21 protein-coding genes are annotated in these 22,651 nt (G+C 73.8%); 15 read left to right on the plus strand and 6 right to left on the minus strand.

Going from position 1 to position 22,651, the window contains the following annotated elements; translation table 11 throughout:
* Positions 1 to 27: 27 nt before the first annotated feature.
* The 5 genes from AC4OXY_RS12020 to mug all read left to right on the plus strand — a co-directional run bounded on the left by AC4OXY_RS12020 (position 28) and on the right by mug (position 5,712).
* Entirely contained in the window at positions 28 to 1,371 is a 1,344-nt protein-coding gene (locus AC4OXY_RS12020; protein WP_491993900.1) for a hemolysin family protein, read from the plus strand.
* Complete coding sequence (locus tag AC4OXY_RS12025) at positions 1,368 to 2,387, plus strand: hemolysin family protein (RefSeq protein ID WP_356030099.1); 1,020 nt, start codon at positions 1,368 to 1,370, stop codon at positions 2,385 to 2,387. Before AC4OXY_RS12020 ends, AC4OXY_RS12025 begins: the two co-directional genes overlap by 4 nt.
* Before the next feature lie 420 nt (positions 2,388 to 2,807).
* A complete protein-coding gene (locus AC4OXY_RS12030; RefSeq protein WP_356030098.1) occupies positions 2,808 to 3,596 on the plus strand; it encodes an SGNH/GDSL hydrolase family protein in 789 nt (262 codons plus the stop codon).
* 131 nt (positions 3,597 to 3,727) lie between these two features.
* Positions 3,728 to 5,170 (plus strand): adenylosuccinate lyase, encoded by a 1,443-nt coding sequence (gene purB, locus AC4OXY_RS12035; RefSeq protein WP_356030097.1) that lies wholly within the window; start codon positions 3,728 to 3,730, stop codon positions 5,168 to 5,170.
* Complete coding sequence (gene mug / locus AC4OXY_RS12040; RefSeq protein ID WP_356030130.1) at positions 5,167 to 5,712, plus strand: G/U mismatch-specific DNA glycosylase; 546 nt, start codon at positions 5,167 to 5,169, stop codon at positions 5,710 to 5,712. The genes purB and mug overlap by 4 nt, the downstream gene beginning before the upstream one ends.
* 167 nt (positions 5,713 to 5,879) lie before the next feature.
* Here the strand turns inward: mug and AC4OXY_RS12045 are convergent, their stop codons facing one another.
* From AC4OXY_RS12045 to AC4OXY_RS12055, 3 genes are read right to left on the minus strand one after another with little or no spacing between them, the layout of a single operon-like run.
* Entirely contained in the window at positions 5,880 to 6,290 is a 411-nt protein-coding gene (locus AC4OXY_RS12045) for a hypothetical protein (protein WP_402065272.1), read from the minus strand.
* A 41-nt stretch (positions 6,291 to 6,331) separates the two neighbouring features.
* Positions 6,332 to 7,042, minus strand: coding sequence for an ABC transporter permease (locus AC4OXY_RS12050; RefSeq protein WP_402065274.1), 711 nt, complete (start codon positions 7,040 to 7,042; stop codon positions 6,332 to 6,334).
* Between the two features lie 2 nt (positions 7,043 to 7,044).
* Positions 7,045 to 7,965 carry an ATP-binding cassette domain-containing protein gene (locus tag AC4OXY_RS12055; protein WP_356030091.1) on the minus strand — a complete coding sequence of 307 codons (921 nt, stop codon included), beginning with the start codon at positions 7,963 to 7,965 and terminating at the stop codon, positions 7,045 to 7,047.
* Between the two features lie 114 nt (positions 7,966 to 8,079).
* On the opposite strand from AC4OXY_RS12055, the gene AC4OXY_RS12060 reads away from it, so the two are divergent.
* From AC4OXY_RS12060 to AC4OXY_RS12070, 3 genes are all read left to right on the plus strand, one after another.
* Positions 8,080 to 9,234, plus strand: coding sequence for a sensor histidine kinase (locus tag AC4OXY_RS12060; protein ID WP_356030129.1), 1,155 nt, complete (start codon positions 8,080 to 8,082; stop codon positions 9,232 to 9,234).
* Positions 9,235 to 9,275: 41 nt separating this feature from the next.
* Positions 9,276 to 9,932, plus strand: coding sequence for a response regulator (locus AC4OXY_RS12065; RefSeq protein WP_376288345.1), 657 nt, complete (start codon positions 9,276 to 9,278; stop codon positions 9,930 to 9,932).
* A gap of 102 nt (positions 9,933 to 10,034) precedes the next feature.
* On the plus strand, positions 10,035 to 11,192 hold the full coding sequence (locus AC4OXY_RS12070) for an ROK family transcriptional regulator (RefSeq protein ID WP_362821349.1): 1,158 nt from the start codon (positions 10,035 to 10,037) through the stop codon (positions 11,190 to 11,192).
* Positions 11,193 to 11,249: 57 nt separating this feature from the next.
* Here the strand turns inward: AC4OXY_RS12070 and AC4OXY_RS12075 are convergent, their stop codons facing one another.
* Both AC4OXY_RS12075 and AC4OXY_RS12080 read right to left on the minus strand, forming a co-directional pair.
* Positions 11,250 to 12,011, minus strand: coding sequence for a GntR family transcriptional regulator (locus AC4OXY_RS12075; protein ID WP_356030087.1), 762 nt, complete (start codon positions 12,009 to 12,011; stop codon positions 11,250 to 11,252).
* Between the two features lie 247 nt (positions 12,012 to 12,258).
* Entirely contained in the window at positions 12,259 to 13,155 is an 897-nt protein-coding gene (locus AC4OXY_RS12080; protein ID WP_356030086.1) for an RNA polymerase sigma-70 factor, read from the minus strand.
* 178 nt (positions 13,156 to 13,333) lie between these two features.
* Between AC4OXY_RS12080 and AC4OXY_RS12085 the strand changes: the two genes are divergently transcribed.
* The 4 genes from AC4OXY_RS12085 to AC4OXY_RS12100 all read left to right on the plus strand — a co-directional run bounded on the left by AC4OXY_RS12085 (position 13,334) and on the right by AC4OXY_RS12100 (position 18,257).
* The gene (locus tag AC4OXY_RS12085; protein WP_356030085.1) at positions 13,334 to 13,987 is read left to right on the plus strand and encodes an NADPH-dependent F420 reductase; all 654 of its coding nucleotides are present in this window, start codon (positions 13,334 to 13,336) and stop codon (positions 13,985 to 13,987) included.
* Positions 13,988 to 14,078: 91 nt separating this feature from the next.
* On the plus strand, positions 14,079 to 14,909 hold the full coding sequence (locus AC4OXY_RS12090) for an alpha/beta fold hydrolase (protein ID WP_491993901.1): 831 nt from the start codon (positions 14,079 to 14,081) through the stop codon (positions 14,907 to 14,909).
* A 135-nt stretch (positions 14,910 to 15,044) separates the two neighbouring features.
* Positions 15,045 to 16,628, plus strand: a complete 1,584-nt coding sequence (locus AC4OXY_RS12095; RefSeq protein ID WP_356030083.1) for an alkaline phosphatase D family protein — start codon at positions 15,045 to 15,047, stop codon at positions 16,626 to 16,628.
* A 210-nt stretch (positions 16,629 to 16,838) separates the two neighbouring features.
* A complete protein-coding gene (locus AC4OXY_RS12100) occupies positions 16,839 to 18,257 on the plus strand; it encodes a GNAT family N-acetyltransferase (protein WP_362821352.1) in 1,419 nt (472 codons plus the stop codon).
* Positions 18,258 to 18,274: 17 nt separating this feature from the next.
* Here the strand turns inward: AC4OXY_RS12100 and AC4OXY_RS12105 are convergent, their stop codons facing one another.
* Positions 18,275 to 19,495, minus strand: coding sequence for a trans-sulfuration enzyme family protein (locus tag AC4OXY_RS12105; protein WP_356030080.1), 1,221 nt, complete (start codon positions 19,493 to 19,495; stop codon positions 18,275 to 18,277).
* A gap of 60 nt (positions 19,496 to 19,555) precedes the next feature.
* Between AC4OXY_RS12105 and AC4OXY_RS12110 the strand changes: the two genes are divergently transcribed.
* From AC4OXY_RS12110 to AC4OXY_RS12120, 3 genes are all read left to right on the plus strand, one after another.
* Positions 19,556 to 20,041 carry an Lrp/AsnC family transcriptional regulator gene (locus tag AC4OXY_RS12110; protein ID WP_356030079.1) on the plus strand — a complete coding sequence of 162 codons (486 nt, stop codon included), beginning with the start codon at positions 19,556 to 19,558 and terminating at the stop codon, positions 20,039 to 20,041.
* 53 nt (positions 20,042 to 20,094) lie between these two features.
* Entirely contained in the window at positions 20,095 to 21,786 is a 1,692-nt protein-coding gene (locus AC4OXY_RS12115; protein ID WP_376288341.1) for a DUF885 domain-containing protein, read from the plus strand.
* Between the two features lie 165 nt (positions 21,787 to 21,951).
* Positions 21,952 to 22,614 (plus strand): hypothetical protein, encoded by a 663-nt coding sequence (locus AC4OXY_RS12120; protein ID WP_491993902.1) that lies wholly within the window; start codon positions 21,952 to 21,954, stop codon positions 22,612 to 22,614.
* The last annotated feature ends 37 nt before the right edge of the window (positions 22,615 to 22,651 follow it).

A 22,651-nucleotide genomic window follows, 5' to 3' on the forward strand; every position in this document is an offset into this window, starting at 1 on the left:
GCCCGATCATGGGACGGGGGTGACCCGATGACCGAAGTGCTGCTCCTTCTGGTGGCGATCCTGCTGTCGCTCGCCTGCGGCGCCTTCGTGGCGGCGGAGTTCTCGCTGACCACGGTGGAGCGCGGCGAGCTGGAGCGCGCGGCGGAGCGCGGCGAACGCGGGGCGCAGGGCGCCCTGAAGGCCGCGCGGAACCTCACCTTCCAGCTCTCCGGCGCCCAGCTCGGCATCACCGTGACCAACCTGGTGGTCGGCATGCTCGCCGAGCCGTCGATCGCCAAGCTGCTGGCCGGCCCGTTCCGGGCGACGGGCCTGTCGGACGACGTGGCGAGCTCGGTCGCCCTGGTGGTCGGTACGGCGCTGTCGACGGTGTTCCTGATGGTCGTCGGCGAGCTGGTACCGAAGAACTGGGCGATCTCCTCGCCGCTGGCCGTGGCCAAGCGGGTGGGCAGTGCGCAGCGCTTGTTCAGTGCGGCCTTCGGGCCCTTCATCACACACCTGAACAACACGGCCAACCGTGTGGTGCGCCGCCTCGGCATCGAGCCGGCCGAGGAGCTGGCCTCCGCGCGCGGCCCCCAGGAGCTGGCGGCGCTCGCCCGGCACTCCGCGAAGCAGGGCGCGCTGGAGGCGGACACCGCCGAGCTGTTCGTGCGCACCCTGAACCTGGCCGACCTCACGGCGGAGAACGTGATGACCCCGCGCGTACAGGTCGTCGCCCTGGACACCCAGGCGACCTGCGAGGACGTGGCGAACGCGACCCGGGCCACCGGGCTGTCCCGGTTCCCGGTCCACCGGGGCGGCCTGGACTCGGTCGTGGGCATCGCGCACGTGAAGGACGTCCTGGCCGTGCCCGCCGCCGAGCGGCCTCGCCGCCCGGTCTCGCAGGTGATGCGCGAGCCGCTGCTCGTCCCCGAGTCCCTGACCGTCGACCGGCTCCTGGACCGCCTCGGCGGCCGGCGCACGATGGCCGTCGTCATCGACGAGTACGGGGGCACGGCGGGCGTGGCGACGCTGGAGGACATCGTGGAGGAGGTCGTCGGCGAGGTGCGCGACGAGCACGACCCGCACGAGACGCCCGACCTCGCCCCCGCCGGCGCGGACGAACAGGGCCGCGCCCTGTACTTGGCCGACGGCGCCGCCCGCACCGACCAGCTCGCGCGCGTGGGGCTGCGCGTCCCCGAGGGGCCGTACGAGACCCTGGCCGGTCTGGTCGCGGCGCGGCTGGGCCGGATACCGCGGACCGGTGACACGGTCGAGGTCGCCGGCTGGCGGCTGGACGTCGTGGACGCCTCCGGCCGCCGGGCGGCCCGGGTGCTGCTGCACGCGCCGCTGGACGACGAACAGGCCCACGGAAGCCCGGAGGGGGCGCGATGACCGCCGTACAGCTGCTGATCGGGCTGGCGACGCTCGTTGTCAACGCCTTCTTCGTGGCGGGCGAGTTCGCGCTGATCTCCGTGCGCCGTTCGCAGATCGAGCCGCTGGCCCAGGAGGGCGACCGGCGCGCGAAGAGCGTGCTGTGGGCTCTGGAGCACGTCTCGGCGCTGCTGGCCGCCGCCCAGCTCGGCATCACGCTGTGCACGCTGGTCCTCGGTGTGGTCGCCGAGCCGGCGATCGCGCATCTGCTGGAGCCGGTCTTCCACGCGCTCGGGGTGCCCGTGAGCGCGGGCCACGCCGTGTCCTTCGTGATCGCGCTGACCCTGGCGACGTATCTGCACATGCTGCTCGGCGAGATGGTCCCGAAGAACATCTCCCTCGCCGAACCGGTGCGCGGCGCGCTGCTGCTCGGCCCGCCGCTGGTCGCGCTGTCCCGGGCGCTGCGGCCGGTGATCTTCTCCGTCAACGCGTTCGCGAACGGGCTGCTCAAGCTGTTGCGGGTGGACGCCAAGGACGAGGTCGCGGCGAGCTTCACCGACGCCCAGCTGGCCGAGATCGTCAAGGACGCCGGTGAGGCCGGCCTGATCGACGACCGGGCGCAGGAGCGGCTGCACGACGCCCTGGAGCTGGGCCGCCGGCCGGTGCGGGACGTCGTGGTGCCGTTGGAGAGGGTCGTCTACGCGCGCGTGGGCGTCACCCCGGAGGAGCTTGAGCGGCTGACGGCCGAGTCGGGCTTCTCGCGGTTCCCGGTGGTCGACGCGGGCCGGCGGATCGTGGGTTATCTGCACGTCAAGGACGCCCTGGACGCCTCGCCCCAGGACATACCGTTCCGGCTGCGGGACATGCGCTCCATCGCGCGCGTGCGGGAGAGCACCCCGCTGGACGACGTCCTGACCGCGATGCGCGGCAGCCGCACCCACCTGGCGGCCGTGCTCGGCGAGGACGGCCGCCTGGCCGGCCTGGTCACCATGGAGGACGTCCTGCGGGAACTGTTCGGCCAACCGGCGCCCGGCTAACGCCGACCCGGGCCCCGGAGCCGGGTCCGGGCACCCGGGTCCGGGGGCGGGTCCGGGGGGCGGTTGGCTGGATCGGGGGGCGGTTGGCTGGGTCCGGAGGCCGGGGACGCGGGCCGGGTCTGGGGGCCTGGTCTGGGGGAGGCCGGAGGGGCCGAGTCCGGGGCCGTGAGGACGTGGGCCGGGACCGAGGCTGGGGCCCACGGCCGAGGTCCGGAGGCCGGAGGGCTGAGTCCCGGCCGCGAGGACGCAGGCCGGGACCGAAGCGAGGGAGCCAAGGGGCTGCGAGGACGCGAGGCTGGAACCGGGGCCCGAGAGGCAGGGTCCGGGTCCAAGAGCCGGGGGCAGGGAGCCCGGGGGCAGGGAGGCTGGTCCGGGGTGACCGACCGGCGGGTATGGAAGCGGGATACCATCGCTGACGCCATGCAGACGAATCCCGCATCTCCCCCCTACAGCAGCCTGGTCGCGGTGGGCGACTCCTTCACCGAGGGCATGTCGGACCTCCTGCCCGACGGTTCCTACCGGGGCTGGGCCGATGTGCTCGCCGCGCGGATGGCCGCCCGCACGCCGGGTTTCCGGTACGCCAACCTCGCCGTGCGCGGCAAGCTGATCGGACAGATCGTCGACGAGCAGGTCGACGTGGCGGCGGCCATGAACGCCGACGTGATCACGCTGGTCGGCGGCCTCAACGACACCCTGCGGCCGAAGTGCGACATGGGCCGGGTGAAGGGCCTGCTGACCGAGGCGGTGGAGCGTCTGGCGCCGTCGTGCAGGCAGCTGGTGCTGATGCGCAGCCCCGGCCGCCAGGGCCCCGTGCTGGAGCGGTTCCGGCCGCGCATGGAGGAGCTGTTCTCCTGCGTGGACGAGCTGGCCGCGAAGAACGGCGCGGTCGTCGTGGACCTGTACGGCGCCGCGTCGCTGGCCGATCCCCGGCTGTGGGACGTGGACCGGCTGCATCTGACGGCGGAGGGGCATCGCCGGGCCGCCGAGGCGGTGTGGCAGACGCTCGGGTACGAGCCGGAGGACACCGAGTGGCGGGTGCCGATGCCGGCCACGCCGCCGCCGGGCTGGGCGGCGCGCCGGGTCGCGGACGCGCGCTTCGCACGGCAGCATCTGCTGCCGTGGATCGGCCGCCGGCTGACGGGCCGCTCCTCGGGCGACGGCCGCCCGGCCAAGCGTCCGGAGCTGCTGCCGTACGAGGGCCAGGCGTAGCCACGGGTGACCGACGTCCCGGGCCCGAGCCCCGCGTGCCGCCGGCGGCGATCAGTGACCCCCGTCTCGTAGCTTCCGCCGAACAGGGGCGTGGCGCTGGCCTGCACAAACCGCCAGTACAATCTGGACACGTGACTTCTGCGCCCGCCAAGCCCCGCATCCCGAACGTCCTCGCCGGACGCTACGCCTCCGCCGAGCTCGCCACGCTCTGGTCCCCCGAGCAGAAGGTGAAGCTGGAGCGGCAGCTCTGGCTCGCCGTGCTGCGCGCCCAGAAGGACCTCGGCATCGAGGTGCCGGACGCGGCGATCGCCGACTACGAGCGCGTCCTCGACACCGTCGACCTGGCCTCCATCGCCGAGCGCGAGAAGGTCACCCGGCACGACGTGAAGGCACGGATCGAGGAGTTCAACGACCTCGCCGGGCACGAGCACGTGCACAAGGGCATGACCTCCCGTGACCTCACCGAGAACGTGGAGCAGCTCCAGATCCGCCTCTCGCTGGAGCTGATGCGCGACCGTACGGTGGCCGTGCTGGCGCGCCTCGGCAAGCTGGCCGGCGAGTACGCCGAGCTGGTCATGGCCGGCCGCTCGCACAACGTGGCCGCGCAGGCCACGACCCTGGGCAAGCGCTTCGCGACGGCGGCCGACGAGCTGCTCGTGGCCTACGGCCGCGTCGAGGAGCTGCTCGGCCGCTACCCGCTGCGCGGCATCAAGGGCCCGGTCGGCACCGCGCAGGACATGCTGGACCTGCTGGGCGGCGACGCGGCCAAGCTCGCCGAGCTGGAGAACCGGATCGCCGGACACCTGGGCTTCGCGCAGGCGTTCACCTCGGTCGGCCAGGTCTACCCGCGCTCCCTGGACTACGAGGTCGTCACCGCGCTGGTGCAGCTGGCGGCGGCGCCGTCCTCGCTGGCGAAGACGATCCGGCTGATGGCGGGGAACGAACTGGTCACCGAGGGCTTCAAGCCGGGCCAGGTCGGCTCCTCGGCGATGCCGCACAAGATGAACACCCGCTCCTGCGAGCGCGTCAACGGCCTCATGGTCGTCCTGCGCGGCTACGCCTCGATGACCGGCGAGCTGGCGGGCGACCAGTGGAACGAGGGCGACGTGTCCTGCTCGGTGGTGCGCCGGGTCGCGCTGCCGGACGCGTTCTTCGCGCTCGACGGTCTGCTGGAGACCTTCCTGACGGTCCTCGACGAGTTCGGGGCCTTCCCGGCGGTCATCGCGCGTGAGCTGGACCGCTACCTGCCGTTCCTCGCCACCACCAAGGTGCTCATGGGCGCCGTGCGGGCCGGGGTCGGCCGCGAGGTCGCGCACGAGGCGATCAAGGAGAACGCCGTCGCCACCGCGCTCGCGATGCGTGAGCAGGGCGCCGAGCGCAACGACCTGCTCGACAAGCTCGCCGCCGACGAGCGCCTGCCGCTCGACCGGGAGCAGCTGGCGGCGCTGATGGCCGACAAGCTGTCCTTCACCGGTGCCGCCGCCGACCAGGTCGGCGTCCTCGTCGGCCGGATCGAGGAGATCGCCAAGCAGCACCCGGAGGCGGCCGGATACACCCCCGGGGCGATCCTCTGACCCGCTTCAGCCGTGCGGAACTGGAGGCCGCCCGCGACCGTCTCGTACCGGACGTCGTCGCGGACGGCCTCCGGGTGCTCTTCTGCGGCATCAACCCGGGACTGCTGACGGCGGCGACCGGTCATCACTTCGCCCGCCCCGGCAACCGCTTCTGGCCGGTGCTGCACCTGTCCGGCTTCACGCCGAGGCTGCTGAAGCCGGCGGAGCAGCGGGAGCTGCTGTCGTACGGGCTGGGCATCACGAACGTGGTGGCGCGGGCGACCGCGCGCGCCGACGAGCTGGGCAACGACGAGTACGTCGAGGGCGGCCGGCTGCTCACCGAGAAGGTGGCACGGCTCGGGCCGCGGTGGCTGGCGGTGGTCGGGGTGACCGCGTACCGGGCGGCCTTCGGGGAGCGCACGGCTCACGTGGGGCCGCAGGAGCGGACGTTCGGGGAGACCCGGGTGTGGGTGCTGCCCAATCCGAGCGGGCTGAACGCGCACTGGACGGCGCAGACGATGGCCGAGGAGTTCGCCCGGCTGAGGGCGGCCGCACAGGGCTGAGCGGGTCCGGCGAAGACCGGTGCGGTTCGGCGGCGCCCTGCCGGGGGCGCGGGACTGTACGCGTGTGCGGCTCCGCCGCGTGGGCGCGACCGGCCGCAACGGACCGGTGGACACCGGACGGCACATCACGGCACTTCCCGCGGTGCGCTCGGCGGCGGCCCGGGCGGTCACGGCGGCGGTGTCACCGTGGCCGTGGCCAGGAGCCGTATCTCGTCGGTGTCGTCCCGGTCGGCGACGCCGAGGGCGATCCAGCGGCCGGTCCCCGGCGGCTCCCACACGTCCAGCTCGTCGGTGAGCAGGCTGAGGGTGGCCCAGGGCTCCGGTATCTCCTCGCCCCGGGCCACGCGCAGCCGCACCGTCTGCTGGCCCCAGGGGTGCTGCCGGCCCCAGCGGTCGTGCAGCCGCTGCGCCAGTGCCTCCCGGTACGCATGGAAGTCCGCGGCGGTCCGCTCCCGGATCTGGGCGTCGTCCGCGCGTGTCCCGTGGCTGGTCGCTAACTCCACCGTCCGATGGCCGGCCTCCGGGAACTCCCCCGCGCACAGCGCCTCGACGGCGGTCAGGAACTTCACGATGTCCATGTGATCCAGTAAACCGGGCGGCACTGACAATTGGCGGGCCGTCAGGCGTCCCGGCGGTGCAGGGTCCACGCGCCCGCGAGCAGCGCGGCCGCCGCCCACAGCGCGGTCACCGCGAGCCCGCTCCACGGGCCGAGGGCGCCGCCCCAGGTGCTGTGCAGGGCCACTTGACCGGCCCGGTCGGGGAGATAGTCGGCGACGCCGCCCGACAGGTCCCCGACGACGAAGGACACGATCAGCACGAACGGGATCAGGACGGACAGGGTCGCGACGCCGCTGCGCAGCACGGCCGCGAGTCCGGCGGCGAACAGGGCCATCAGGGTCAGCTGGAGGCCGCAGCCGACGGCGCCGCGCAGACCTGCCGTCCACGTCGGCCCGTCGGCGCCGCGGACCGCCTTGCCGACCAGCAGCGTGACCAGTCCGGTGAGGAGGCCGACGGGCAGGGCGGACAGGGCGATCGCTGCGGCCTTGGCGGCGAACCACCGCCGCCGGTCCGGCACCGCAGAGAGCGCCAGCCGCAGCGCGCCGCCCCGGAACTCCGCCGAGACGGCCGTCGCACCGAGGGCGATCGCGGCGATCTGGCCGAGGCTCACGCCGAAGAACACCGCGTACAGCGGGTCGGGGTCGGCGCCTGACGCGGCCGCGACGGCCGAGAACGCGGTCGTGGCGAGGAGGATCCCGGCCAGGCCCCCGAGCAGCGAGGGCAGGGTGCGGATCTTGATCCACTCGGCGTGCAGCACGGGTGCGAACGGCATGGTCAGGCCTCCTGGGACTGTGCGGTGAACTCGGCCTCGGCCGCGGTCAGATCGAGATAGGCCTCTTCTAAGGTGGCCTCCCGCGCGGCGAGTTCCAGGACGGGGACGCCCGCCTCGGCCATGATCCGGCCGAGGTCGTCCACGCGCGCGTGCCGCACGGTCCGGGCTCCGTCCGCGTCCCGGGAGGTGTCGAGGCCGTGCCGGGCGAGCAGATCGTCCAGCGCGGCGGGGTCGGTGGTGCGGATCCGGACGTGGGGCCGTACGCGCGCGTGGATGAAGTCCTGGACGGGTGTGTCGGCCAGCAGCCGGCCCCGGCCGAGGATCACGAGGTGGTCGGCGAAGGCGGCGGTCTCGCCCATCAGATGGCTGGAGACCAGCACCGTACGGCCCTGCCCGGCGAGGCGGCGCAGCAGCGTACGGATCCAGACGATGCCCTCGGGGTCGAGGCCGTTGGCCGGCTCGTCGAGCAGGATCACCTCGGGATCGCCGAGCAGGGCTGCGGCGATGCCGAGACGCTGGCGCATGCCGAGGGAGTACGTCCGCACCCGGCGCCGCGCCACCGCGGCCAGCCCGGTCTCCTCCAGAACGGCGTCGACCCGGCGGTCCGGGATCCGGTTGCTCGCGGCGAGGGCGCGCAGGTGGTCGCGGGCGGTGCGGGAGCCGTGCGCGGCGCGCGCGTCGAGCAACGCGCCGACCGTGCGCAGGGGTTCGCCGAACCCGGCGTAGGCCCGGCCGCCGATCGTGGCGGTGCCGGAGGTGGGCCGGTCGAGGCCGAGGACGAGGCGCATGGTGGTGGACTTGCCGGCGCCGTTGGGGCCGAGGAATCCGGTGACGCGGCCGGGGCGCACGCTGAAGGTGAGTCCGTCCACGGCCCGTCGTCCGCCGTACTCCTTGGTGAGGTCGTGTACGTCGATGCTGGTCATGCCACCAGCCTTGCCGTGCGAGGGCGTCGGGGCCTCCCCCGCCGGTGGAGAGCGTCTCCCCCGTGCGGGGGAGGTCCGTTGTCAGTGCCGGCTGCGACGATGGGCGTCGTGGTCATGCCCCGCTTCCTGCGCCCGCTGCTGCGCGGGACGACGTACACGCGCCTGCTGCACCAGTGGGTGCCCATGCTGATCCAGAGCATGTGGATGTTCATCGACATGTCGAAGCCCTGGGTCCCGGGCGCGATGCTCGTCCTGGTGGGCCTCGTGCCCGCCGTGCGCAGGGGCGAGGGGGTGCAGGCGCGGCTGTTGCTGACGCCCGGCGAACAGGAGCCGGGCATCTCCGAGGCGCCGTCCACGACATGGCGGGACCGGACGCGCACGGTGGTGTGGCTGGAACTGCGCTGGATCCTCGGCTGGATCAGCATGTTCGCCACCGTGTGGCTGCTCGTCATCGCGTTCGAGCTGGCTCGGGCCGCGTGGGGGCGGGCGCCGTCCGGGCTTCCCGTGCTGGGCCAACTGCCGCAGCACCGCGCCTGGGCACTGCTGACGCCGCTCCCGCTGCTCGTCCTGTACGGCGTGGTGGTGGGCCTCGGCATGCTGATCACGGTCTGTGCGCGCCGGCTGCTGGGGCCGTCGGCGGCGGAGCGGCTGGCCGCGCTGGAGGAGCGCACCGAGCAGCTGCTCGAACGCACGCGGATCGCACGGGAGTTGCACGACTCGATCGGGCACGCCCTGACGGTGGCGGTGGTGCAGGCCGGTGCGGCGCGCGCGGCGGGCGATCCGGAGTTCACCGAGCGCGCGCTGGACGCCATCGAGGAGACCGGCCGGGCCGCCCTGGAGGACCTGGAGCGGGTGCTGGGCATTCTGCGCGAGAGCGAGCGGCCGGTGAGCGCCCGGCCCACGCTCGCCGACGCGGGCCGGCTGCTGGAGTCGGCGCGGGCCTCGGGTGCGAAGGTCGACGCCGAGGTGACCGGTCCGGTCGCGGCCCTGCCGGGGCCGGTCTCCCGGGAGGGCTACCGCATCCTCCAGGAGTCGCTCACCAACGTGCTGCGGCACGCCGGTTCCGTGCCGGTGCGGGTCCGCGTCGCGGTCACGGACGGCCGGCTCGCCCTGGAGGTCCGCAACCCGCTGCCGGCCCCGATACCCGGCCCGGGCCGGGGCAGCGGCCTGCGCGGCATACGCGAGCGGGCCGCCCTGCTCGGCGGCAGCGCCCGCACGGGTCCGCACGAGGGCGACTGGCAGGTGCGGGCGGAGCTGCCACTCGGCTGATCCGGAACGGTCGCTCCGCTCAACTGATCTAGTCTGGCCGAATGCCGGTCACCGTACTCCTCGTCGACGACGAACCCCTGGTCCGCGCGGGTCTGCGGGCCGTGCTGGAGGCGCAGCCCGACATCGAGGTGGTGGGCGAGGCGGCCGACGGCGCCGCGGTCATCCCGCTGGTGCGGCAACTGCGGCCCGACGTGGTCGCGATGGACGTCCGCATGCCCCTGCTGGACGGCATCGAGGCCACGCGCGCGGTGCTGCGCACGGTGGCCGGGCCGCCGAAGATCCTCGTGGTGACCACCTTCGAGGACGACGCGTACGTGTACGAGGCGCTGCGCGCGGGCGCCGACGGGTTTCTGCTGAAGCGGGCCCGGCCGGCCGAGATCGTGCACGCCGTACGGCTGGTCGCGGAGGGCGAGTCGCTGCTCTTCCCGGCCTCCGTACGGCGCCTGGCCGCCCGGTACGGCGACGGCGAGCGCCCGGCGCGGGCCGCGCTGGAGCGGGCCCGGCTGACGGAGCGGGAGGAGGAGGTGCTGCGGCTGATGGCGCGCGGGCTGTCGAACGCGGAGATCGCCGCACGGCTGGTGGTGGGCACGGAGACGGTGAAGTCGCATGTGAGCGCCGTCCTGGCGAAGCTCGGCGCGCGCGACCGCACCCAGGCGGTGATCGCGGCCTACGAGTCGGGGTTCGTGGCACCGCGCTGAGCCGCACCGACGGCCCCCGGATGCGGAACGCGCCACTCGCCGCAGGCGCGTCCGGCCGAGTACCATCCGCCCCAATACCCCCGCGAGCTGGAAGGACGGACGGTGACGCAGCTGACCGGCGGCGATCCCTCGCTGCTGCGAAGGATCAATTCCGCGGTGGTGCTGCACGCGCTGCGCGGCACGGACTGTGCGACGCTCACCGAGATCACCCGCTTCACCGGACTGTCCCGGCCGACCGTCGAGGGCGTCGTCGAAGGGCTCATCGAGGGCGGGCTCGTCGTGGAGACGGCCGCCGACGAGGGCGGCGCGCGCCGTCAGGGCCGGCCCGCGCGCCGGTTCCGGTTCCGGGCCGAGGCGGGGCATCTGCTGGGCCTGGAGATCGAGCCGCACCGGGTCGCCGCGCTGCTGTCCGACCTGGACGGGCGGGTGCTGGGCGCACAGGCCAGGGAGGTCGACGAGACGGCCTCGGCGGACGAGCGTCTGGACCGGCTGCGCGGCGTGGTCGCCGAACTGCTGCGCCGGGCCGGGGTCGCGCGCGGCTCGCTGCGGGCGGTCGGCGTGGGCACGCCGGGGATCGTGGCGGCCGACGGCACGGTACGGCTGGGCACGGCGCTGCCGCAGTGGACCGGGCTGAACCTGGGCGAGCGGCTGAGCCGGTCCTTCAAGTGCCCGGTGCTGGTGGAGAACGACGCCAACGCGGCGGCCGTCGCCGAGCACTGGAAGGGTGTGGCGACCGAGTCCGACGACATGGTGTTCGTGCTGGCGGGGCTGAGTCCGGGCGCGGGTTCGCTGATCGGCGGGCGGCTGCACCGGGGGTACGGCGGGGCGGCCGGGGAGATCGGGGCGCTGCATCTGCTGGGGCGGGAGGCGACGCCGGAGGCGCTGCTGTCCACCACCGACGAGCCGCTGCATCCGCTGGACGAACAGGCGGTCGCCGAGGTGTTCGCGCTGGCGCGCAAGGGCGACCAGCGGGCGCGGGCGGCCGTCGACCGCTTCATCCAGCGGCTCGTGCACGATGTCGCCGCGCTGGTGCTCGCGCTCGATCCCGAGCTGGTCGTGATCGGCGGCTGGGCGGCCGGTCTGGACGGCGTCCTGGAACCGCTGCGCCGTGAACTGGCGCGGTACTGCCTGCGGCCGCCTCAGGTGGCGTTGTCGTCGTTGGGTGAGGCTGCCGTGTCCACCGGGGCGTTGCGGTTGGCCCTGGACCATGTCGAGGCGCAACTGTTCGCCGTGGACGGCTCGGTGACGGCCCGTCGGTGAGCGATGCGCCGTGACGGCGCGGGTCGTCGCACGACTGCCGCGCCGTCACGGAAGGGCTCAGGAGGCCTGGCGCTCCGGATCGTGGTGTATCTCCACGCCCGTCGAGTCGCCGAAGGTCAGCCGGCAGGTGTCGGCCCGGTAGGTCGCGACGGACAGCGCGGCCGTGCGGCCCTCGGCGGCGAAGCGGGTCGTGACGACGAGGACCGGTGAGCCGGGGAGGCGGTCGAGGTCCTTCGCGTCGTCCGCACGGGCCGAGCCCAGTTCGACGGAGCGGTCCTGGCCCTCCAGGGTCAGGTGCTGGAGCTCGCGCAGCACCGCACGCGCGCGTGCCGGTCCGGACGGGGCGTCGATCGCGGTGAGGCCGGGCACCGAGGCCGCCGGGACGTAGAGCAGGTCGGTGGCGACACGCTGGCCCTGGGACATCCGGGACCGGCGCACGACGTGCACGGGCTCGCCGGCGCCGCTCTCCAGGGCCGCGGCGACGGCGGCGGGCGGGGTCGTCTGCTCGCAGTCGACGGGCTGCCAGGCGTCCCCGGCGGCGCCCGGCCAGGCGTGCTGCTCGGTGCCGACGGCCACGCCGACGCGCGGCGGCGCCACGGTCGTACCGACACCGCGGCGGCGCTGGAGGCGGCCCTCCAGCTCCAGCTGTTCGAGCGCCTGGCGGAGCGTGGCGCGGGCCACGCCGAAGCGGGCGGCGAGGTCGCGCTCGTTGGGCAGGATCTCACCGACCGAGAACTCGGAGTCCAGTGCCTCGCTCAGCACCGTCCTGAGATGCCAGTACTTCGGTTCCGGCACCGATTCCAGCTGCGTGGTCCCCACCCTGTCCTCCGCGAGAGCCGTGGTCCGGCGGTTTTTAGCGCCCTTGTTTATTAAAGGTTGTTGCACTTGTCTGCGACCATAGGGCGGCCGTCACCCTTGGTCAAGACCAATCCTCGATCCCTTGGGCAACCCACGGACGCGCCGCCGTACAGCGTTCACGAGGCGTTCGCACGCGCGCGGGGGTGTGACATCGCGGCAAAGCCCCCGTCGTACGGCGGGGGCTTCGCGGGGCGGGAGGGTGCCCGGGTCAGACGGTGGCGAGGTGCCGCAGCTTGTCGGGGTTGCGGACGATGTACACGGTCGTGACGCGGCCGTCCGCGATCTCCAGCTGGAAGAGGCTGTCGGGCCGGTCGCCGTCCAGGAGCAGGACGGCCGGGCCGCCGTTGGCCTCCACGAAGCGGTACGACATGGTCTCCCAGGCGCCCGGTACGACGGCGGCCAGGAAGCGGCCGACCTTGTCGGCGCTGTGCACGATCCGCGAGGGCGCCTTGGCCTTGCCGCCGCTGTCGCCGACCAGGCGGACGTCGGGGGCGAGCAGGGACATGAGCGCGTCCAGGTCGCCGTCGGACGCGGCGTCGAGGAAGCGCTCGGTCACCGCGCGGCGCTGGACGGGATCGACCTCGTAGCGCGGCCGGCGTTCGTCGACGTGCCGTCGGGCCCGCCCGGCGAGCTGCCGTACCGCCGCCTCGCCGCGGTCGAGCAGCGCGGCGATCTCGGCGAACGGGTAGCCGAACGCCTCCCGGAGCACGAAGACGGCCCGCTCCAGCGGGGACAGCGATTCCAGGACGACCAGCACGGCGAAGGAGACGCTGTCGGCGAGCAGGACGCGGTCCGCCGCGTCCGGGGCCGGGTCGCCGAACTCGCCGACGTACGGCTCCGGCAGCCACGGTCCGACGTACGACTCGCCGCGCGCCTGCACCTGGCGCAGCCGGTCGATGGCCAGGCGGGTGGTGATGCGCACCAGATAGGCGCCCGGTTCGCGGACCTCCGTGCGGTCGGCGCGGGACCAGCGCAGCCAGGCGTCCTGGACCACGTCCTCGGCGTCGGCGACGCGGCCGAGCATGCGGTAGGCGACCCCCATGAGCAGGGGCCGGTGTTCTTCGAAGACGTCGGTGAAGACATCGGTCTCGGTGTCGGAGCTCACCCCCGCATCCCATCCGACCCGCGCCGGGCGTGTCCAGTTCCGCGTCCCGCGCCTTCGTCCCGCGCGCTTCGTCCGCGCCCCGAGACGGACCGGGCGGAATCGGCCCGTCCGCCCAGGATCCGGATCACAATGACCGCGGACCGCCGGGGGTCGGCGGCCGGTGACCGGGAGGTGGCCGATGCGGTACGGGGTACTGGGCACGGGCGAGGTGGGCCGCACGCTGGCCGGCAAGCTGGTGGAGCTGGGGCACGAGGTGACCCTCGGGTCGCGTGCCAAGGACAATCCGGTGGCACTGGAGTGGGCCGCGGGCAAGGGGGACCGTGCCCGCGCGGGCACGTTCGCGGAGGCGGCCGCGGCGGCCGAGGTGGTGGTCAACGCCGTGGGCGGCCCGGTGGCGCTCGACGCGCTGCGCGCGGCCGGCGCGGAGCATCTCGACGGCAAGGTGCTGGTGGACGTCTGCAACCCGCTGGCGTTCGTGGACGGCGAGGCGCGGCTGGACCCCGTGGAGTCGGACAGCGTGGCCGAGCGGATCCAGCGGGCCTTCCCGCACGCGCGCGTGGTGAAGACGCTGAACACGATCAACGCCCAGGTGATGGTGGACCCGGACCGGGTGCCGGGTGCGCACAACCTCTTCGTGAGCGGTGACGACGCCGGGGCCAAGGAACAGGTGACGGCGCTGCTCGGGGAGCTGGGCTGGCCGGCGGAGCGGGTGGTGGACCTGGGCGGGCTCCGCACCGCGCGGGCGACGGAGATGTACCTGCTGCTGTGGTTCACCATGTACCGCAACTCCGGCAGCGCGGACTTCAACATCGAGGTGCGCCGGGCGGACTGACCGACCGTGGCCGTTCCGGGGGCTACCGACGGGTAGCAGTTGCTGACAAACTGTCTATGACGTTCGTCAGCAGCCAGACGAGGAGCATCCCATGTCCGCCACCGTCTCCTTCCCGGTCCCCGGTCCGCACGGCCCGAAGGACGTGACCGTGTCCTACGCGCGCGTGGGCCGCGGCGAGCCGCTGGTCCTGCTGCACGGCATCGGCCACCACCGGCAGGCCTGGGACCCGGTGGTGGACATCCTCGCCACCGAGCGGGAGGTGATCGCCGTCGACCTGCCCGGCTTCGGCGCCTCGCCGGGCCTGCCGGACGGCCTCGACTACACCCTGCCCGACACCAACGCGGTACTCGGCGCCCTGTTCGAGGTCCTGGAGCTGGACCGTCCGCACGTGGCGGGCAACTCGCTCGGCGGCCTGCTCGCCCTGGAGCTGGGCCGCGAGAAGCTCGTGCGGTCCGTCACGGCCCTGTCCCCCGCCGGATTCTGGACCGAGGCCGAGCGCCGCTACGCCTTCACGACCCTGCTCGCGATGCGGGCGGTCGCCCGGCGGATGCCGCTGCCCCTGGTGGAGCGCCTGTCGCGGACGGCGGCCGGGCGTACGGCGCTGACGAGCACGATCTATGCCCGTCCCGCGCGCCGCGCGCCCGAGGCCGTGGTGGCCGAGACGCTCGCGATCGTGGAGGCCACGGGCTTCGACGCGACGCTGCGGGCGGGCCGGGCGGTGCGGTTCACCGACGAACTGGCGGGCCTGCCGGTCACGGTGGGCTGGGGCACCCGGGACCGCATCCTCGTGCGCCGGCAGGGCGTGCGCGCCAAGCGCATGATCCCGCACGCGCGTCTGGTGCGGCTGCCCGGCTGCGGCCACGTCCCGATGAACGACGATCCGGCGCTCGTCGCGCGCGTCGTCCTGGACGGCAGCCGCTGACCCGGATCCGGGTACCGGCGCGCCCGAACCCGCCGCCCTCGGCCGGTTGTTCACTTCGGGTTCGCGTGCGCGCCGCGACGCCCGCGTAGGTGTGGCTGTGCACACTGGCCGGATCCTGCCCCTGGAGGCACAGCCATGTCCCACCGTCCGTTCCCCGGTCGCCGCAGCGTGTTGCGCGGCTCGCTCGCCGCGTCGGCGGCCCTGACCCTGCCCGTCGGCCTCGGCGCGGCCCCGGCGTTCGCCCGCTCCGGGCGCCCGCAGGCGAGCTGGGGGGTGCAGGCGGGCGACGTGACCGCGAACTCCGGCCTGGTGTGGGTGCGTTCGGACCGGCCCGCCCGGATGATCGTGGAGACCGCGGCCACCGAGTCGTTCCGCGATCCGCGCCGATGGCAGGGCCCGCTGCTCGGCTCCGGCACCGACTTCACCGGCACCACCCGGCTGCACGGCCTGCCCGCGGGCGAGCAGGTCCACTACCGCGTGCTGCTCGCCGATCCCGACGACCCGCGCCGCACGGGCGAACCGGTGACCGGGACCTTCCGCACGGCGCCCGCCGAGCGGCGCCGCGGCGTGAAGTTCGTCTGGTCGGGCGACCTCGCCGGACAGGGCTGGGGCATCAACGAGTCCATCGGCGGCTACCGCATCTTCGACGCCATGGCGCGGACGGACCCCGACTTCTTCCTGTGCAGCGGCGACAACATCTACGCCGACGGCCCCATCGCGGCGAGCGCGCCGCTGCCCGACGGCAGCGTGTACCGCAGCCTCACCACCGAGGAGAAGTCGCACGTCGCGACCACCCTGGCCGACTACCGGGGCAACTTCCGCTACAACCTGCTGGACCAGGCGCTGCGCCGGTTCAACGCCCAGGTGCCGAACATCATCCAGTGGGACGACCACGAGGTGCGCAACAACTGGTACCCCGGCGAGGTCATCGGCACCAACACCCCCTACCCGGCCGGCACCCGGCTCGACGACCTGGCGCTGCGCTCGCGGCAGGCGTTCTCCGAGTACTTCCCGATCTCCACGATCAGCGGCCGCCCCGACGGCCGCATCTACCGCGTCGTGCACCACGGCCCGCTGCTGGACGTGTTCGTGCTCGACATGCGCACCTACCGCAACGCCAACTCCCCCGACGACCAGACCACGGACCCGGTCGGCATCCTCGGCCGCGAGCAGCTGGAGTGGCTCAAGCGGGAGCTGGCGAAGTCCCGCGCGGTGTGGAAGGTGATCGCCAACGACATGCCGCTCGGGCTGGTCGTGCCGGACCCGGTCGAGGGCAGGCCGAACTTCGAGGCGGTCGCGCAGGGCGACCCGGGCGCGCCGCTGGGCCGCGAGCTGCAGATCGCCGAGCTGCTGCGGTTCATCAAGCACCGGCGGATCACCGGCACGGTGTGGCTGACGGCCGACGTGCACCACACGTCCGCCCAGCACTACGACCCCGCGCGGGCCGCGTTCAAGGACTTCGAGCCGTTCTGGGAGTTCGTCTCCGGCCCGCTCAACGCGGGCGCGTTCCCGGCCAACGCCCTCGACGGCACGTTCGGCCCGGACCGGGTGTTCGTCAAGGCGCCGACGACCGCGAACGTGTCACCGGCCGAGGGCTACCAGTTCTTCGGCGAGGTGGACATCGACGGCGAAAGCGGCGAACTGACGGTCCGGCTGCGGGAGTACGACGGCACCGTGCTGTTCACGCGGACGCTCCAGCCGGGCCGGGTCGGCCAGTAGCCGACGGCGGGTACGCTTCCTCTCACACCGTGCCGCGCTACGGCGTCATCCCCCGGAGCGCGGCAGGGTCCCGCCGCACCCGGGCCCCGGTCGGGGGCGCGGGGTCGTAAAAATCTGGACAATTGGCGCGGAGCATACTTTACCCATCGGTCACAAAGCGTTCGTGATCACGCAACACCCTTCCTTCACAGTGGGTGTATGACTCCAGAGATGTCCGATGTGACCCGCACGAAGCACGGACGCCCCGTGCACCACTGGCGCCGCGACGTCGTCGAACTCGCCGCCCTGTTCACCGCCGTCGCGGTCGCCGACGGGGTGGCGAACCTGATCGGGCACGGCCCCGGCGGCCCCGCCCTGCTGGTGATCTCGGCGGTGCTGCTCGCCTCGACGGCCGGCTTCCACACCTGGTGGGCACGGCGCCACGGCCACGCACCGCCGGCCGACGATACCGGCGCCCGGCCCACCGCCGGGACACGGTCGGCCGGGTCCGCCGAGCAGCCCGGCACGGCGGCGGGCGAGACGGCCGGCGCCGCCGCGCTGTGGCGGATGCGGACGACCGTACAGGACGAGCCGGGCTCGCTGGCGGCCCTGTGCACGGCGCTCGCCGGACAGCGCGTCGACATCCTCAGCCTCCAGACGCATCCGCTGGCCGACGGCACCGTGGACGAGTTCCTGCTGCGGGCGCCGGGCACCCTGGAGGCGGCCGCGATCACCCGGGCCGTCGCGCTGGCCGGGGGCGTGTCCACCTGGATCGAGCGGGCCGACGCCCACGACCTGGTCGACGCCCCCACCCGGGTGCTCGGCCTCGCCGCGCGCACCGCACTGGACGCCGCCGAACTGCCGCTCGCGCTGCGTCAGTTGCTGGGCCGCTGCACCATCCGTTCGCTGCCCGGCAAGCCGGTCGGCGGGGGCCGTGGGCCGCAGCCGGTGCCGGTCGAGGGCGTGCTGGAGGACACCGTGATGCGACTGCGCGCGCCCGAGGGCGGGGTGCTCACGGTGGAGCGGCCGTATCTGCCGTTCACACCGACCGAGTTCGCGCGGGCCCGGGCGCTGGTGGAACTGGACAACCGGCTCGGCCCGCGCATCCCGCGCGGCGAGTACGTGCTGACGCTGCCCGCGGGCGACGACATCACCGTCCGCCGCGCCGACACCGGTGACGTGGCGGCGGCCAGGGCGATGCACGAGCGGTGCTCGCCGCGCACCCTCGGCCTGCGCTACCACGGCCCGGTCGGCGACGCCGACCGCTATCTGAACCACCTGCTCAGCCCGCGCTTCGGGCGCACCCTGGCCGCGCAGACCGCCGCCGGCCGCATCGTCGGCCTCGGCCATCTGCTGTGGGACGGCGACGAGACCGAGGTCGCGCTGCTGGTCGAGGACGACTGGCAGCAGCGCGGCATCGGCGCCGAACTGCTCGGCCGGCTGGTCGCCATGGCCGAGGACGCCGGCTGCGCGAGCGTGTACGCCGTGACGCAGGCGTCCAACACCGGCATGGTCGCCGCGATGCGCGGCCTCGGCCTTCCCCTGGACTACCAGATCGAGGAGGGCACCCTGGTGATCACGGCCCGGCTGGACGCGACCCGGGCGGTCGGCGCCCGCAACGCCCGTACGGCGCACACCCGGCTCACCTGACTCCGCCGCGCCCGCGCTCAGCCACGACGGAGGTGCCCGGCGGTGACGGACTCACCGGCACCCACCGCGGTCTCCGGCGTGGCACCCAGCGCCTGGTCCAGATCCGCCCACAGGTCGTCCGGATCCTCCAGGCCCACCGACAGCCGCAGCAGCCGGTCGCTCACCCCCGCCCCGCGCCGGTCGTCGGCGTCGACGATGCGGTGGCTGATGGACGCGGGGTGCTGGATGAGCGTGTCGACGCTGCCCAGGCTGACCGCCGGGGTGACGAGCCGGACCCGGGAGATGACCTCGTGCGGGTCGCCGTACACCTCGAAGGCGATCATCGCGCCGCCGAGGCGCGGGTAGTGGACGCGGGCCACGCGCGGGTCGGTGGTGAGGCGGCGGACCAGTTCGGCGGCGTTCGCGGAGGCGGCCCGCACGCGCACCGGGAGCGTGGACAGCCCCCGGAGCAGGAGGTAGCCCGCGAGGGGATGCAGGACGCCGCCGGTGGCGAACCGTATCTGCCGCAGCCTGCCCGCGAACTCCTCGTCGCAGGCCACCACTCCGGCCAGCACGTCCCCGTGGCCGCCGAGGTACTTGGTGGCGCTGTGCAGCACCAGCCGGGCGCCCTGCTCGGCCGGGCGTTGCAGGACGGGCGTGGCGAAGGTGTTGTCGGCGAGCAGCGGGACCGAGCCGCAGGCGTGGGCGACGGCGCGCAGGTCGAGTTCGGCGAGGGTCGGGTTGGCCGGGGACTCAACCAGCACCAGACCGGTGTCCGGGCGCAGCGCGGCGGTGATCCCGGCCGGGTCGGTCCAGGTGACCTCCGTACCGAGGAGCCCGGCGGTCAGCAGATGGTCGCTGCAGCCGTACAGCGGCCGTACGGCGACGACGTGCCGCAGGCCCATGGCGGAGCGTGCGAGGAGGACGGCGCTGAGCGCGGCCATGCCGCTGGCGAAGGCGACCGCGGACTCGGTGCCCTCCAGGCGGGCCAGCGCGGTCTCGAAGCGGGCGACCGTCGGATTGCCGAGCCGGCCGTAGACGGGCGGCCCGGCCGGGTCGGCGCCGTCGGTCGCGAACGCGTCGATGCGGGCGGCCTCGGCGCGGCTGTCGTACGACGGGTAGGTGGTGGACAGGTCGATCGGCGGGGCGTGCAGACCCTGGCGGGCGAGGTCGTCGCGGCCGGCGTGCACGGCCTCGGTGGCAAGGGCTCTCGATGCGGTGCGTACGCCGTCGTAGGCACCGGTGCTCGCTGTGTCCATGACCGGAAGGGTGAACATTGAACGGTTTCCGCGGATCGAACACCGTGCTACGTTCGGCCAATGGCCGAATCTGTCGTACTGGATCCGGTGGACCTCCATCTGCTGCGGCTCCTGCAGAACGACGCCCGGACCACCTACCGCGACCTCGCCGAGCAGGTGGGCGTCGCTCCGTCGACCTGCCTGGACCGGGTGACCCGGCTGCGCCGCTCGGGTGTGATCCTCGGTCATCGGCTGCGGCTGGATCCGGCCAAGCTGGGGCGCGGGCTCCAGGCGCTGCTGTCGGTGCAGGTACGGCCGCACCGGCGGGAGCTGGTGGGGCCCTTCGTGGAGCGGATCCGGGCGCTGCCGGAGGCCCGGACGGTGTTCCATCTGACCGGGCCGGACGACTATCTGGTGCTCGTGGCCGTCGCGGACATGGCCGATCTTCAGCGGCTGGTGCTCGACGAGTTCACCTCGCGGCGGGAAGTGGCCCGGGTGGAGACCCGGTTGATCTTCCAGCAGTGGGAGTGCGGGCCGCTGCTGCCGCCCGGCCAAGCCCACAGCTGAATCCCCCCGAACCCGGGTGACGCGGAGATCGCCGTCGTACGAGGATGGGCGGCATGTCTGAGACCAAGAGCCCGCTGCCCCGTCAGGTGGCCGACGCGTATGTGGACGACCTCATCGCCCTCGACCCGGTCACCGGTACCTATCTCGGTGTGAAGGAGAGTTCGACCCGGCTGCCCGACTACTCCCCGGCCGGTCAGGAGGCTCTCGCCCGGCTGTCGCGGGCGACGCTCGCCCGGCTCGACGAGGCGGAGCGCCGGCCCGGCGCGGACAGTGACGTGGAGCGCCGCTGCGCGCGGCTGCTGCGGGAGCGGCTGACCGCCGAACTCGCGGTCCACGAGGCGGACGAACACCTGCGCGCGGTCGGCAACATGCACACCCCCGGCCACGCGGTGCGGGACGTGTTCACGGTGACCCCTCAGCAGACGGAGGAGGACTGGGCGGCGATCGCCGAGCGGCTGCGCGCGGTGCCCGGGGCGCTCGCGGGCTACCGGGAGTCGATCGAGCTGGGCCTGGACCGCAAGCTGTTCGCGGCCCCCCGGCCGACGGCGACGTACATCGGGCAGCTGACCGAGTGGACGGACACCGACGGCTCGGGCCGCGGCTGGTTCGAGGACTTCGCCGCCGCCGGGCCGGACGCGCTGCGCGCCGAGCTGGACGAGGCGGCCCGCGCCGCGACCGCCGCCCTGACGGAGCTGCGGGACTGGCTGCGGGACGTGTACGCCCCGGCGATCGAGGGCACCCCGGACACCGTGGGCCGCGAGCGCTACGCCCGCTGGTCCCGCTACTTCAACGGCACCGACCTGGACCTCGACGAGGCGTACGGGTACGGCTGGGCAGAGTTCCACCGGCTGCTCGGCGAGATGAGGCGGGAGGCGGAGAAGATCCTGCCCGGTGCCGGGACGCCGTGGGTGGCGCTCGCCCACCTGGACGAGCACGGCCGGCACATCGAGGGCGTCGAGGAGGTCCGGGAGTGGCTCCAGGGTCTCATGGACCAGGCCGTCGCGGACCTGGACGGCACCCACTTCGAACTCGCCGAGCGGGTGCGCCGGGTGGAGTCGCGCATCGCACCGCCCGGCGGTGCCGCGGCGCCGTACTACACGGCCCCGTCGGAGGACTTCTCGCGTCCGGGCCGCACCTGGCTGCCGACCATGGGCCAGACCCGCTTCCCGGTCTACGACCTCGTCTCGACCTGGTACCACGAGGGCGTGCCCGGCCATCACCTCCAGCTCGCGCAGTGGGCGCACGTGGCGGAGGACCTCTCCCGCTACCAGGCCACGGTCGGCGGGGTCAGCGCCAACGCGGAGGGCTGGGCCCTGTACGCGGAGCGGCTGATGGACGAACTGGGCTATCTGAAGGGCCCGGAGGAGCGGCTCGGCTACCTGGACGCGCAGATGATGCGCGCGGTCCGGGTGATCGTGGACATCGGCATGCACCTGGAGCTGGAGATTCCGGCGGACTCGCCGTTCCACCCCGGTGAGCGCTGGACGCCGGAGCTGGCGCAGGAGTTCTTCCGTGCGCACAGCAGCCGGCCGGCGGACTTCGTGGAGAGCGAGGTGACCCGGTACCTGACGATTCCGGGCCAGGCGATCGGCTACAAGCTCGGTGAGCGGGCGTGGCTGCTGGGCCGGGAGAAGGCGCGCGAGCGGCACGGCGACGCCTTCGACCTGAAGGCCTGGCACATGGCCGCGCTGTCGCAGGGTTCGCTGGGCCTGGACGACCTGGTGGACGAGCTCGCCCGGCTCTGACGGCCTTCTGCCCCAAGGGAGTTGGGCACAGGCGGCCCCCCGGCGCCGTCGGCTCCCGCGCCGGACCCGGTGTCCGCCGTCCGGCCCTCCCCGGTGGCGGGCGGGGGCGGCGGACTGCTGGCTGGTGGCGGAAGCGATGACGCCGGCGGCGAGGAGGCGGGGTGCGTGGCGGGGAGCCGGGAGACGGGGGCGGCGGAGGCGCTGCGGACGCCGCGGGCCGCCGGGCTGGCCGGGGTCGTGTTCGCGCTGTTGCTGGCGACGGTCATCGTGCTCGTGCGCCTGGGCATCCCGCAAGGGGCGCACGTGGTCACCGCCCGGGGGTTCACCGACTCCGGGCGGCGCGCCGCGCTCCGGACGGCCCTCGCGCTGGTGCCGTTCGCCGGGATCTTCTGCCTGTGGTTCATCGGTGCCGTACGGGCGCACGTCGGCGCGGCGGAGGACAAGTTCCTCGCGACGGTCTTCCTGGGCAGCGGACTGGTCTTCACCGCCACACTGTTCGGCGTCGGCGCCGCCGCCGGTGCCGTGCTCGACGTCGCGCATCCGAGCGGCACGGCACCGCCGCCGGCCTCCTGGGACTTCGGGCGCCACTTCGCCTACCTCCTGCTGATGGAGTACGCCATGCGGATGGCGGCCGTCTTCGTGTGCTCGCTGTCGGTGCTCGGCCACCGCCTGGGCGTACTGCCCCGCCCGCTCACGCTGCTGGGCTTCGTCACCACCGTGACCCTCCTCTTCGCCTCCTCGAACGTGCCCTGGGCGGAGCTGGTGTTCCCCGCGTGGTCGCTGGTGCTCAGCGGCTACATCCTGGTCGTGGGCGGTCGCGCCCGTTGACCCGGACGGTGGTGCCGACGAGCGGAGTGCGCGCGTG

Source organism: Streptomyces sp. HUAS MG56 (genome assembly GCF_058673395.1).